Source organism: Shewanella morhuae, from assembly GCF_900156405.1.
GTDB classification, from domain to species: Bacteria; Pseudomonadota; Gammaproteobacteria; order Enterobacterales; family Shewanellaceae; genus Shewanella; species Shewanella morhuae.
Map to the genome: position 1 here is coordinate 102,547 of NZ_FTNN01000002.1, position 14,277 is coordinate 116,823.

Annotated in this window: 6 protein-coding genes; all 6 read left to right on the plus strand. The window is 48.5% G+C overall.

All coding sequences use genetic code 11. The features are described 5' to 3' along the window. Nucleotides 1–3,593, plus strand: a 3,593-nt coding sequence (locus BW947_RS02830) for an SDR family NAD(P)-dependent oxidoreductase (protein WP_143562198.1), incomplete at its 5' end; no start/stop codon positions are given. A gap of 32 nt (nucleotides 3,594–3,625) precedes the next feature. Further along, complete coding sequence (locus tag BW947_RS02835) at nucleotides 3,626–5,782, plus strand: PfaB family protein (RefSeq protein ID WP_083948132.1); 2,157 nt, start codon at nucleotides 3,626–3,628, stop codon at nucleotides 5,780–5,782. After that, complete coding sequence (locus tag BW947_RS02840) at nucleotides 5,779–11,754, plus strand: hotdog fold thioesterase (protein ID WP_076496811.1); 5,976 nt, start codon at nucleotides 5,779–5,781, stop codon at nucleotides 11,752–11,754. The genes BW947_RS02835 and BW947_RS02840 overlap by 4 nt, the downstream gene beginning before the upstream one ends. Before the next feature lie 116 nt (nucleotides 11,755–11,870). Next, nucleotides 11,871–13,517, plus strand: a complete 1,647-nt coding sequence (gene pfaD, locus BW947_RS02845) for an eicosapentaenoate synthase subunit PfaD (protein ID WP_076496812.1) — start codon at nucleotides 11,871–11,873, stop codon at nucleotides 13,515–13,517. Between the two features lie 337 nt (nucleotides 13,518–13,854). Next, the gene (locus BW947_RS02850; protein WP_076496813.1) at nucleotides 13,855–14,031 is read left to right on the plus strand and encodes a DUF1328 domain-containing protein; all 177 of its coding nucleotides are present in this window, start codon (nucleotides 13,855–13,857) and stop codon (nucleotides 14,029–14,031) included. A gap of 27 nt (nucleotides 14,032–14,058) precedes the next feature. Then, the gene (locus BW947_RS02855) at nucleotides 14,059–14,253 is read left to right on the plus strand and encodes a hypothetical protein (RefSeq protein ID WP_076496814.1); all 195 of its coding nucleotides are present in this window, start codon (nucleotides 14,059–14,061) and stop codon (nucleotides 14,251–14,253) included. Nucleotides 14,254–14,277 lie beyond the last annotated feature (24 nt).

A 14,277-nucleotide genomic window follows, 5' to 3' on the forward strand; every position in this document is an offset into this window, starting at 1 on the left:
GCTACCCCACTGAAATGCTCGAACTCAGCATGGATATGGAAGCCGATCTTGGTATCGATTCCATCAAGCGCGTTGAAATCTTAGGCACTGTGCAAGATGAGCTACCGGGCTTACCTGAGCTGAATCCTGAAGATCTCGCCGAATGTCGCACCTTAGGTGAAATCGTTGACTACATGAACAGCAAGCTAGTTGCAGTTGGCTCGGTTTCAGCTACAACAGTAGCACAAGTCACTGTTACCGCGACAACAGATAACGGCTTAAGCGCTGCTTTAGTACAGCAAACCATGATGGCTGTAGTCGCTGACAAGACAGGCTACCCCACGGAAATGCTCGAACTCTCTATGGATATGGAAGCCGATCTTGGTATCGACTCCATCAAGCGCGTTGAAATTTTAGGCACAGTGCAAGATGAGCTACCGAGCTTACCTGAGCTGAATCCTGAAGATTTAGCTGAGTGTCGCACCTTAGGCGAAATCGTTGGCTATATGAATAGCAAATTACCCGCAACGGTCTCTGTTGTGGTTTCTCCAACATTACCAACGACTCCTGCTGCAAACGGCTTAAGCGCTGCCTTAGTGCAACAAACTATGATGGCTGTGGTTGCCGACAAGACAGGCTACCCCACTGAAATGTTAGAACTCTCCATGGATATGGAAGCCGATCTTGGTATCGATTCCATTAAGCGCGTGGAGATTTTAGGCACAGTTCAAGATGAGCTACCGGGCTTACCTGAGCTGAATCCTGAAGATCTGGCTGAATGTCGTACCCTAGGCGAAATCGTTGGCTATATGCAAAGTAAGCTAGGCCAGAATACTACGGCAAATGTGGTAAACGCCGTTGTCGCGGCTGAGCCAGTTATCGATTTGCCACCCCATGACTTACCACCTCATAGCGAGGTGGTGCTAAAAAAGTTGCCAGCGGCGGCTGAGCTAACGCAAAAAGCAGCGCAACTATCAGCACAACAATCAGCGCAACAAGCTGTGACACGCGTTTTTGCTAAAGATGCCTGCATTATCATTAGCGATGATGGCCACAATGCTGGCGTACTTGCCGAGAAATTGCATGCTCAAGGTCTAACGGTTGCGGTTGTGCGCTCGCCAGAAAGCCTTGTAGCCAGTGCATCACCACTCAATAGCCACATTGCCAGCTTCACATTGGCGGCGATTGACGATGCCAGCATCAGCGCAGTGATTAATGAGATCAAAAGCTTAGGTACGGTTGCAGGCTTTATTCATCTGCAACCACAACATAAAACTTCAGCCAATGCGAAAGGTTTAGTGTTGTCCAGTGCCGCCAAAGCATCGGTCGAGCAAGCATTCTTGTTCGCCAAACACTTACAACCGCTTTTAACAGCAGCTACTGCCAATAGTGGCAGCAGCTTTATCAGCGTCAGTCGTATCGACGGTGGTTTTGGTTATCTTAACCATAATCTGATAACTTACAGCGAGTTAAACCAAGCAGCATTGGCAGGTCTAACTAAAACCCTGAGCCACGAGTGGCCAAGCGTGCATTGCCGTGCCTTAGATATCGCGCCAGCACTTGATGCCAAGCAACTGGCCAATGCGGTGATCGCTGAGCTATTTGCAACCGATAAGCTATTAGAAGTTGGCATCGGTGAGGATCTGACACGCGTAACCTTAGTTGCAGGTAAGGCTGATACCCGCCACGGCGCAGCTAACTTGACGAGTGCAGATAAAATTCTAGTTACTGGCGGCGCAAAAGGCGTGACCTTTGAATGTGCCTTAAGTCTCGCAAAACGCTGTAAGGCGCACTTTATCCTTGCCGGCAGAAGCAGCCAACAAGCTATTCCCACTTGGGCACAGGGTAAAAATAACAGCGAACTTAAAGCCGCTGCTATTGCCCACATCCAAAGCCTAGGCGAGAAACCTACGCCAAAACAAGTGGATGCTTTAGTCTGGCCAGTTCAAAGCAGCCTGGAGATTGCATCTGCATTGCAAGCCTTTACTGCCGTAGGCGCCAGCGCAGAGTACTTAAGCCTCGATGTTAATAATCCAGACGCGATCGCCAGCACTATCGTGCCGATCACTGAGTTATCACCTATAACTGGCATCATCCATGGTGCGGGCGTACTCGCCGATAAACACATCCAAGACAAAACCTTAGATGAGTTAGCACGGGTTTATGGCACTAAAGTCACTGGTATTAGCAATCTACTTACTGCACTGGATTTAGATAAAGTAAAACTGATCGCCCTGTTCTCTTCGGCGGCGGGATTTTACGGTAATAGCGGCCAGAGCGATTACGCTATGTCCAACGACATACTCAACAAAGCCGCACTACAACTGGCACAGCAACTACCAAACGCTAAAGTGATGAGCTTCGATTGGGGGCCGTGGGACGGCGGTATGGTGAATCCAGCGCTGAAAAAGATGTTTATCGATCGCGGTGTTTATGTGATCCCGCTAAAGGCGGGTGCTGAGTTATTTGCCAGCCAATTACTGAGCAACACAGGCGCACAATTACTGGTCGGTACGGACATGCAAGGCAGCGCGCCCCATGACGACACGCCTAACGAAGTGCAAGAAACTGAAGGTAGCAATCTAAAAAAGCCTGAAGCGGATCTGACCACTGACTCGTCGGGTCCGCATGCTTTGACCGACATGCTAAAACTAGGCACGGTAAAACTACAGCGCACACTGGACCCTAAGGCAATGATCTTTATTGAAGATCACTGCATTAATGGTAATCCCGTATTACCCACTGTGTGCGCGATTCAGTGGATGCGTGAAGCCGCCTTTGATGTGCTCAAGAAGCCGGTCAAAGTGCAAAGCTACAAGCTGTTGAAGGGCATTATTTTCGACACTGCCGTGTTACAAAATGGAGCGTTAGAAAGTGCAGCCCCCATCACGTTAGAACTTGAGCTTGCACCGATTGCGTTAACGGATACAGCCGCGAAAGACACAGACGAGTGCTTGAATAGACAATTCAGTGCCTTAATCAGCTTTGAAGGTCGTCCGCAATATCAAGCCATCCTAGTCGTTGATGATGCAGTTGATGACGCGGCTAGCGATTACTTAGCCACTGACAGCAAAGCAAAAGCTTTCGACGCACAAAGTTTGATGGGACTTTCTGCCATTGCAACCGCGAGCAGCCTTTACAGCGACGGTACGCTTTTCCACGGTCCAAGACTGCAAGGTATTGAGTCTGTGGTGAAGTTTGACGATGCGAGCTTAGTCGCCAAGGTGAGTATTCCCCATGTTGCGTTAGCAGACTGCGGAAGTTTTGTGCCTAATCTAGCATCTAAAGGCTCGCAAGCCTTTGCAGAAGATTTGCTGCTGCAGGCGATGCTGGTATGGGCGAGGCTCAAGTATGGCGCGGCGAGTTTGCCATCAAGCATTGGTGAGTTTATCTCCCATGCGCCGTTTGCCTTTGGCGATAAAGGCCATTTAGTACTCGAAGTAGTGAAACACTCTGGCCGCGCCCTTGAAGCCCATATCGCGCTATATCATCAAGATGGCCGCTTAAGCTGTGAGATGAACAACGCCAAAGTCACCGTCAGCAAAAGCCTTAACAATGCATTTTTAGCCAATAAAGTTGTAGTGGCAAAAAACGTAGAGGCAAAGGTCGGGTGAACTTAGCCAACACACACAGCAACCAAGCTGATATGACGATAAAAAAGCTTGCCAAGCCACTGCGTATTGCAGTGTTGCTTGGCGATACGGCCAATCTTGCAGCTCACTCCGTATCCAAATCCCCCGCCGCCAAATTAAGTAGCACTAAGCTAGCGCAAACTGGCGCTAAGCTAGAACAGCTTGAGCGGTTAGAAATTTGTGCGGCCGATATCGCCCAGTCGACATTACATGAACCAACATCAGTCACCGCATTATTAAGTCACGCGATTAGCGCTATTGAACAAGGCAAGCTAATTGAACTTAAATTCGATGATGGCAATCAGCCGCAGTCTTTATATTTGCTCGATGGTTTACGCGCCGCCAAACTGCGCCTACACGCACATGCGTTTATAGCTGGCTTTGCCGCTGGCAATGAGATAACAAGCGTTGCCGATGAGGCGTTAACGATAGCAAAACGTAGCCCAGCGCAAACCGTTCAACATCAAATCATCACTGACTCGCTGAACGAGGCCTTTATTGCACTGCGCCAAGGCGTGATGGCCTTAGCGGCACGAACACAAGCGCAGCTAAAAGGTAAAGACGATACACATCATCAAGCTGGCTATTGGTTTAGCGGCCAACACCAAGCGCGGGTTTTATGTCTGAATTTAATAACAAAAAGTTTAAGGACCAAAACTCTCAATCAAGCAGATATTTGCCAAAGTGTTGTACTGACCCAAGGCACACAACTATTAGCACCCAAGGCGCTTGTCGATACAAGTAGGCTTTTTGTGCCGATAAGTGGTGACAATATTGATAATCTCATCGCGCAAGTATTGCAGATAGATAACACACTAAAAAATGGCACGGACTATCATGCTGAACAGCTCAAACCTTGGTTTGAACGCTATGATGCCAACGCGCCACTGGCGTTAGTCTTGATGGCGGCATCGATTGACGACCTAAAACTTGAAGCCAAAGCCATGCTTGGCGCGCTTGAAAATGATGCTGTTCATTATGGTCAACCCTTTAAGACACCAGCGGGTAGTTGTTTTAGCGCTAAGCCGCTAGGGGATACTGGACTGACCTTTGTTTATCCTGGCGTTGGCACCGTTTACGCCAATATGTTCAATAACTTGCATGAATATTTCCCCGCGCTGTATCACCAGCTAGAACGAGAAGGCGATTTAAGCGCCATGCTACAATCACCACAGATTTATGCGGCAGATGTTAAAGCTGCGGCTGGCATGAGCCTAAGTCAACAAGCGATTAGCGGCGTGGGCGCCAGTTACCTATTCACCAAGTTGTTAACCCAAGCCTTTAATATTAAACCAAAAATGGCGCTCGGTTACTCCATGGGCGAAGCGGCAATGTGGGCAAGCCTTGATGTGTGGCAAACGCCCCACGGAATGATTACCGCCACTGAAAATAGCGATATTTTCAACCATGCGATTTCTGGTGAGCTAACCGCTGTCCGCCGAGCATGGCAGCTTGCAGATAATGAAGCCATAGTGTGGAACAGCTTTGTAGTGCGCGCTGATAGCAACGAAATCAAGGCATTATTGCCAGAGTTTCCTCGCGCCTACTTAGCCATCACTCAAGGTGATACTTGTGTCATTGCTGGCTGCGAGGCAAGCTGTAAAGCCCTGCTTGCCAAGTTAGGTAAGCGCGGGATTGCCGCCAATCGCGTCACGGCAATGCATACCGCGCCTGCCATGTTAGTCCATGGACAAGTACAAGATTTCTATACTCAAGCACTAAACGCCGATGCCGAGTATTCGCCGATCCGCTTTATTAGCGCAGCGCAAACTGCGCCAGTAATCGTGGATAGCCACAGCATTGGCCGCGCGATTGCCGATACCTTTTGCTCGCCACTCGACTTTAGTGCACTCATTCAAAATGCCACTGAGCAAGGCGCAAGGCTATTTGTTGAAGTGGGCGCCGATAGGCAAACCAGTACACTCATCGATAAAATTAGCCACACACACGCATGTCAACACAGTGACCAACATCAAAGCAGTAAAAACGCGACCACTACCGCCATTGCTTGCAATGCCAAAGGTGCTGATGCGATCACCAGCTTACTCAAGTGTTTAGCTCAGTTGATAAGCCACAGAGTGCCGCTTTCGCTGGCGCCGCTCATGCAGCCATTAAGTGCTAATGCAGCCCCTTTATCATCAGCAGTATCACCAGAAGGAGAACCCCTGTGAGTTCTCAGCATTCCTCGACTATTGATAAAACTACCGAGCCTATGATTGCATCAAAAAGTGCGTCAAAAAGCGCGTCAAAAATTGCGATTGTCGGTCTCGCGACTCAATATCCTGACGCAGATAATCCCCAAACCTTCTGGCAAAATCTGCTGGATAAAAAAGACTCACGCACCCAAATCAGTCGCGAAAAGCTCAATGCCAATCCCGCCGATTATCAAGGTGTGCAGGGTCAGTCTGACCGTTTTTACTGTGATAAAGGCGGCTACATCCAACACTTCCAGTTTGATGCCAAGGGTTATCAACTGCCTGAATCTGCCTTTGACGGTTTAGATGAAAGCTTTTTATGGGCACTCGATTGCAGTCGTAAAGCCCTACAAGACGCAGGGATTGCCCCAAACGATACCGTACTGGCGCGCACAGGTATCGTGATGGGAACCTTGTCGTTCCCCACCGCCCGCTCCAATGAATTATTTTTGCCGCTGTATCATCAAACCGTTGAAAAGGCGCTGCAAAACAAACTTAACCAAAGCGCTTTTCAACTGGCTGACTTTAACCAAGCTCATGCGGGTAAAGAGTTCAACGTCGAGCCAGCATTAAACGTCGCCAATGGCGCCGTTGCCCACACAGCCTCAAAACTGGTCAGCGATGCACTCGGTTTGGGGGGCACCCAGTTGAGTCTGGACGCCGCCTGCGCCAGCTCGGTTTATGCGCTCAAACTCGCCTGCGATTACCTGACCACAGGCAAGGCCGATATGATGCTTGCGGGCGCAGTATCGGGCGCAGATCCCTTCTTTATCAACATGGGATTCTCAATTTTCCATGCCTATCCAGATCACGGCATCTCGGCGCCCTTTGATAGTAACAGCAAGGGTTTATTCGCCGGCGAAGGCGCTGGGGTTTTAGTGTTAAAACGTTTAGAAGATGCGCAGCGCGATGGTGATAACATCTATGCCGTCGTTAGCGGCATTGGTTTATCGAACGACGGTAAAGGCCAGTTTGTATTAAGCCCCAACAGCAAAGGCCAAGTGCAAGCCTTCGAGCGCGCCTATAGTGCGGCAAATACACTGCCCGCCAATATCGAAGTGATTGAGTGCCATGCCACTGGCACACCGCTTGGCGATAAGGTCGAACTTGCCTCGATGGAGCGTTTTTTTGAGGACAAACTCGCGGGCTCTGCTGTGCCGCTTATCGGTTCGGCAAAATCCAACTTAGGCCATTTACTCACCGCCGCGGGCATGCCGGGGATCATGAAGATGATTTTTGCCATGCGCTCGGGTCGACTGCCGCCAAGTATTAACTTATCAGCGCCGATATCCTCACCTAAGGGCTTATTTAGCGCTAAAAATTTACCGACAGAATTGCATGCTTGGCCAGATAAAGCCGGCAATGACCGCCGCCACGCGGGTGTTTCTGTGTTTGGTTTTGGCGGTTGTAACGCGCATTTATTGCTGGAATCCTATATTGCCAATACCTCCAATGCTGACAACCAGAGTGAACCGTCTACTGCTACTGTCAGTTACCAGCACACTCCATTAAATATCATTGGTTTAGCATCGCACTTCGGTCCTTTATCCTCCATTAATGCACTGGATAACACCATAAGCGTAAAGCAACATGCCTTTATCCCGCTGCCCGCTAAACGCTGGAAAGGCTTAGATAAACATCCTGAGATCTTAGCTAACTTTAGCTTGCCTGCTGTACCACAGGGCGCGTATATCGACCAGTTCGATTTTGACTTCCTGCGCTTTAAAGTGCCGCCCAATGAAGACGATCGCTTGATCTCCCAGCAATTGCTGTTGATCAAAGTGGCCGATGAAGCGATTCGTGATGCCAACTTAAAACCCGGCGGCAAGGTTGCCGTATTAGTGGCAATGGAAACCGAGCTTGAATTACACCAATTCCGTGGCCGCGTTAATCTGCACACCCAACTGGCAGACAGCCTTAAAAAACAAGGGATAATACTCACACAAGCTGAGTATGTTGCCCTTGAAAAAATCGCTATGGATAGCGTGCTCGATGCCGCCAAACTGAACCAATACACCAGTTTTATTGGCAATATCATGGCGTCACGCATCGCATCCCTTTGGGACTTTAACGGCCCCGCCTTTACTATTTCGGCAGCCGAACTTTCAGTCGCCCGTTGTATCGATGTGGCCGAAAACCTCTTGTCCCAAGAGTCCTTAGATGCCGTAGTGATCGCCGCCGTCGATTTAAGTGGCAGCCTTGAACAAGTGATCCTCAAAAACGCCGTATCGCCAGTGGCATTTAATGCTACTGACACTGGTTGGAAAGTCGGTGAAGGTGCTGGCGCGTTAGTGCTCACGACAACACAATCAAGTGCAGCCCAATCATGCACTGACGCTGACAATACCCAAAGTAATAGCAACAGTTATGGTCACATCAGCGGTCAAGTGTTTGGCGCTATGTGTGATATGCAAGGTAACAACACAGCGCGCATTTGCAATGACTTGTTAACCCAAGCTAAGGTGAATAGCAGCCAAATTAGTTTGATTGAAACCAGTGTTGCAGTTGAGCAACTTGCCGATTCAGAGGCGCTCAATACGCAGCTGCCGAGTGTAAATCAGCGCAGCCAAGCCGCTGATACTGTGGGACATTGCTTTGCCGCGGCGGGTATGGCGAGTATGTTGAGCGCGCTGTTACAGCTTAAAAACCATGTTCCCCAGTATCAACCAATGCAGCACGCACTCGTTGCCACGTTTAGCCAAGGTAAATGCTCGCAGTTATTGCTCAGCCAAAGTGCCACGCAAGCGCACAGTTTGCAGCAAAGGCTTGAACAAGACTTAACGCTTTCTGAGCAAAAACACTTAATTAAACAAGTGACACTCGGTGGCCGCGATATCTATCAGCATATCCTAGATACGCCGTTGGCGGACATAGATGCAATACAGCAAAAAGCCCAAGCTATGACTACATTGCCAACGCGCAGCCAGCGCAAGCATTTGGTTCAAATAGCTAACCAAGGCACTCAGGGCTTTGCCACACGCAGCCAAACTACTGAACAACAAAAAGAGACATTAAGCAGCATGCCAATTAATGCCCTAAGCACGCCCAATAACAACGCCGCTCAAGCAGAGCTAAAAGACGCTGCATTTTTAAGAAACCAGCAACTTGCCAGTGAAGCACATTTAGCCTTTTTACACAGCCGAGCTGAAGGCTTAAAACTGGCCGATGTTTTGATGAAAGCCCAGCTTGCCAGCGAGTTAGCCACCCATGGCCAAACTACGACAGTGCAACAGCAAGCCATCGTTCCTGCGTATGCATCGGCTCATACACCAGAGCTAGCCGCTGTTGTTAACTCAGAAGCAAACCCTGCTGCGTCTAATCCAAACCATGCACTCTATCCCAATCATGCAAAAGTGCCGCAGTACACGCCGCCAACACCGATAAGCAAGCCTTGTATTTGGGATTATGCAGATTTAGTCGAGTACGCCGAAGGTGATATTGCTAAAGTATTTGGCCAAGATTACGCCATTATCGACAGCTACGCCCGCCGCGTACGCCTGCCAACCACCGACTATTTACTGGTATCTCGGGTGACAAAATTAAACGCCAAGATGAACCAATATCAGCCTTGCACTATGACCACCGAATACGACATTCCTGTCGATGCGCCGTATTTAATTGATGGCCAAATCCCGTGGGCTGTGGCGGTTGAATCAGGCCAATGTGACTTGATGTTAATCAGCTATTTAGGTATCGATTTTGAGAATAAGGGCGAGCGCGTTTACCGCCTACTCGATTGCACTCTGACCTTCCTTGGCGACTTACCGCGCGGCGGCGACACCCTGCGCTACGATATTTCTATCAATCACTTTGCCCGCAATGGCGATACCTTACTGTTTTTCTTCTCCTACGAATGTTTCGTGGGTGATAAATTAATTCTTAAGATGGATGGTGGCTGTGCGGGCTTCTTTACTGACAAAGAGCTAGCCGACGGCAAAGGCGTTATTCACACTGAAGCTGAAATCAAAGCTCGCAACCTTGCATTGAACAATCCCAATAAGCCGCGCTTTAATCCGCTGCTTAACTGCGCGCAAAACCAATTTGATTACAACCAAATCCATAAATTGCTCAGTGCCGATATCGGCGGCTGTTTTGGCGGCGCGCACGCAGCGCATCAAGCGCAATATGGTTTGCAGCCATCCTTAAGTTTTGCATCCGAAAAATTCCTGATGATTGAACAAGTCAGCAATCTTGAGGTGCATGGCGGTGCATGGGGCTTAGGTGCAGTACAAGGTCATAAACAGCTTGAAGCTGATCATTGGTATTTCCCGTGTCATTTTAAGGGTGACCAAGTGATGGCGGGGTCATTAATGGCCGAAGGTTGTGGGCAATTACTGCAATTTTTTATGCTGCATATTGGAATGCACGCCAGTACAGAAGAAGGGGGCGTCAAAAACGGTCGTTTCCAGCCGCTCGAAAACGCGTCGCAAAAAGTGCGCTGTCGTGGTCAAGTGTTGCCGCAATCTGGCCTACTCACCTATCGTATGGAAGTTACTGAAATAGGCATGAGCCCGCGCCCTTACGCTAAGGCGAATATCGATATTCTGCTTAATGGCAAAGTGGTGGTAGATTTCCAAAACCTTGGGGTGATGATCAAAGATGAAGCCGAATGCACCCGCTACCCTGCGGATAATACCGTCAGCACAGTTAACAATGCATCGCTTGCTTGGACAACGCCAGCATCATTAGCCGCGCCGCTGATGCAGCAGCGACCTGATTTAACCGCACCAAGTAATAAAGGCGTAGTACCACTTAAGCATGTGCCAGCACCGATTGCGCCAGCAGGTTCTAAGTACGCCAACCGCGTGCCAGATAGCCTGCCATTTACGCCGTACCACATGTTCGAATTTGCCACGGGCGATATCGAAAACTGCTTCGGCCCCGATTTCAGCATCTATCGCGGTTTTATTCCACCGCGCACGCCTTGCGGCGATTTACAGCTCACTACCCGCGTAATTGCGATTGACGGTAAACGTGGCGAGCTGAAAAAGCCATCATCTTGTGTTGCCGAATACGAAGTACCCGCAAATGCTTGGTATTACGATAAAAACAGCCATCCAAGCGTGATGCCCTATTCTGTGCTGATGGAAATATCACTGCAGCCAAACGGCTTTATCTCGGGTTATATGGGCACCACCTTGGGCTTCCCCGGTCAAGAGCTGTTTTTCCGTAACTTAGACGGTAGCGGTAAGCTGCTGCGCCATGTGGATTTGCGCGGTAAAACAATCGTGAACGACTCACGTTTGTTATCGACTGTGATTGCCGGCAGCAACATTATCCAGAATTTCAGCTTCGAGCTAAGCTGCGATGGCGAGCCTTTCTACCAAGGTAAAGCAGTATTTGGTTACTTCAAGGGCGATGCGCTGAAAAACCAACTCGGCATAGACAACGGTAAAATAACTCAGCCTTGGCATGTGCAAAATGGCATAGCCGCCGATAGCCAAATCAATCTGTTAGATAAACAGCATCGCAGCTTTAACGCGCCAGAAGGTCAGCCGTATTACCGTTTAGCGGGCGGTCAGCTTAACTTTATCGACAAAGCCGAAATCGTGAAAGCCGGCGGTAAAGCGGGCCTTGGCTATTTATACGCCGAGCGCACCATTGACCCGAGTGATTGGTTCTTCCAATTCCACTTCCATCAAGATCCTGTGATGCCCGGCTCATTAGGGGTTGAAGCCATTATCGAGCTGATGCAAACCTATGCGATTGACCAAAACCTTGGTGCGGGCTTTAAGAGTCCTAAATTTGGCCAAATTTTATCAGATATCAAATGGAAGTATCGCGGCCAAATTAATCCATTAAACAAGCAGATGTCGCTGGATGTACATATTACCAGCGTGACAGACGATAATGGCAAACGCATCATTATGGGCGATGCCAACTTGAGTAAAGATGGCCTGCGAATTTATGAAGTTAAAGATATCGCCATCTGTATTGAAGAAGCTTAATGCGTTAAATTCTATTTATTGAATCACTTAAAATAATCCTGCCGCTGCGTTGGCTTTACACCCGAACTTTTTACTCAAGTAATAGCAACGTAGCGGCAATAAAAACGAGACCCAAGATGACTAGCCATACTCTAGATCAATTCAATAGCAATAATGAAAAACTCAGCCCTTGGCCGTGGCAAGTCAACGATGCAGCGCTGAGCTTTGATATCGACTCATTAGGTAAAAAACTCAAAGATTTAACCCAAGCCTGCTACTTAGTTAATCACAGTGAAAAAGGCTTAGGCATTGCGCAAACGGCCGAAGTGACCACCAGTGACAGCCAAGCGCCATTTGGCTCACACCCTGTTAGTGCCTTTGCCCCTGCCCTTGGCACCCAAAGTTTAGGTGACAGTAATTTTCGCCGCGTTCACGGCGTTAAATACGCTTACTACGCCGGCGCTATGGCTAACGGGATTGCTTCGGAAGAACTGGTTATTGCGCTGGGTCAAGCGGGCATTTTATGCTCCTTTGGCGCCGCCGGGTTAATTCCATCGCGCGTTGAAGCAGCCATTACCCGCATTCAAGCAGCGCTGCCCAATGGCCCTTACGCCTTTAACTTAATTCACAGCCCAAGCGAGCCGGCATTAGAGCGCGGCAGTGTTGAGCTGTTTTTAAAACATAAAGTACGCACGGTCGAAGCCTCAGCATTTTTAGGCTTAACGCCGCAGATCGTCTATTATCGTGCAGCGGGCTTGAGCCGTGATGCGCACGGCGAGATTGTTATTGGTAATAAAGTCATCGCAAAAATCAGCCGCACTGAAGTCGCAACTAAGTTTATGGAGCCGGCGCCTGCCAAAATTCTGCAGCAATTAGTGAGTGACGGTCTTATCAGCCAAGATCAAATGGCGATGGCATTACTTGTGCCTATGGCAGACGACATCACCGCCGAAGCCGACTCAGGCGGCCATACCGACAATCGTCCATTGGTCACGCTATTGCCGACCATTTTGGCGCTTAAAGATGAAATACAAGCTAAGTATCAATATAAAACGCCCATCCGTGTGGGTGCTGGCGGCGGCGTTGGTACACCCGATGCAGCATTAGCCACCTTCAACATGGGCGCGGCGTTTATCGTCACAGGTTCAATCAACCAAGCTTGCGTTGAAGCGGGCGCGAGCGAGCACACTCGTAAGTTACTCGCCACTACCGAAATGGCTGATGTCACTATGGCGCCAGCGGCGGATATGTTCGAAATGGGCGTGAAATTACAAGTGGTTAAGCGCGGTACCTTATTCCCGATGCGCGCCAATAAGCTTTATGAAATCTACACCCGTTACGATTCAATAGAAGCCATCCCTGCCGACGAGCGTAAAAAGCTTGAAGAGCAAGTGTTCCGCGCATCACTCGATGATATTTGGACAGGCACTGTTGCCCACTTTAATGAGCGCGATCCTAAGCAAATTGAACGTGCGCTGGATAATCCAAAACGCAAAATGGCGCTGATTTTCCGTTGGTATTTAGGTTTATCGAGCCGCTGGTCAAATGTTGGTGAAATCGGCCGCGAGATGGATTACCAAATTTGGGCAGGCCCGGCGCTCGGTGCATTTAACGCGTGGGCTAAAGGCAGTTATTTAGATGACTATAAAGCCCGTAACGCGGTGGATTTAGCCAAACATTTAATGGTGGGCGCGGCGTATCAAGCGCGCATAAACCTATTGCAGTCCCAAGGGGTAAGTATTCCTGTGACGCTACAGCGCTGGAAACCACTGAATCGTTTTTAAGCGCTAGCAGTAAGCGTCTTTAAAGCCGATGCTTATCAGTGTCGGCTTTTTTAATGGGCTGTCTTTTAAAATAAATTGTGCATGATGCACTTTTTGGACATTTTACGACTGAAACTCTTACCGAAGATTAGGTAAAAATTGCCTACTACATCACTACCAGCGCCAATCTGCAGCAACACGTAAATATTAATAACAACTAAAAATCAAAAACTTAATAGATATTTATAAAGTTGGCACTAAGATAGCAATATAACTATTACCATTAACCAGTAGCCATTAACCTTCAGATGATACCAAAGATCAGATGCAGGATTAATACAAGGGCAAGGAGGTTTATATGTTAGGTTGGACATTGATATTTCTAATTGTTGCACTGATTGCAGGTGTATTTGGATTTACCGGTATTGCGGGCGCCGCAGCGGGGATTGCAAAAATTATTTTCTTTTTGTTTATTGTATTACTGGTGATTTCATTGCTGATCAACGCCTTTAAAGGTAAAGGGCCGCGACTTTAATTTTAATTTTTTAGAAAGGAGATAGATATGAAACCATTTACCCTGATGAGCACCGCAGCACTAACCTTATTCCTCGCTTTAGGTTTATCAGCCTGTAGTGATAACAATGCCGAAAGTGCTGGTGAGAAAATTGATGACGCGATTACCGATACAGGTAATGCCATCGAAGATGCCTGTGAAGATATTAAAGAAGGCGTTAATGCTAAAGATAAAAAGTGCTAATAGCCGTTAAGTTTAGGGTGGCAA

Coding starts and splice junctions, on each gene's coding strand:
- pfaD (WP_076496812.1), top strand. CDS start 11,871: ATGACTAGCCATACTCTAGATCAATTCAATAGCAATAATGAAAAACTC.
- BW947_RS02855 (WP_076496814.1), top strand. CDS start 14,059: ATGAAACCATTTACCCTGATGAGCACCGCAGCACTAACCTTATTCCTC.
- BW947_RS02850 (WP_076496813.1), top strand. CDS start 13,855: ATGTTAGGTTGGACATTGATATTTCTAATTGTTGCACTGATTGCAGGT.
- BW947_RS02835 (WP_083948132.1), top strand. CDS start 3,626: ATGACGATAAAAAAGCTTGCCAAGCCACTGCGTATTGCAGTGTTGCTT.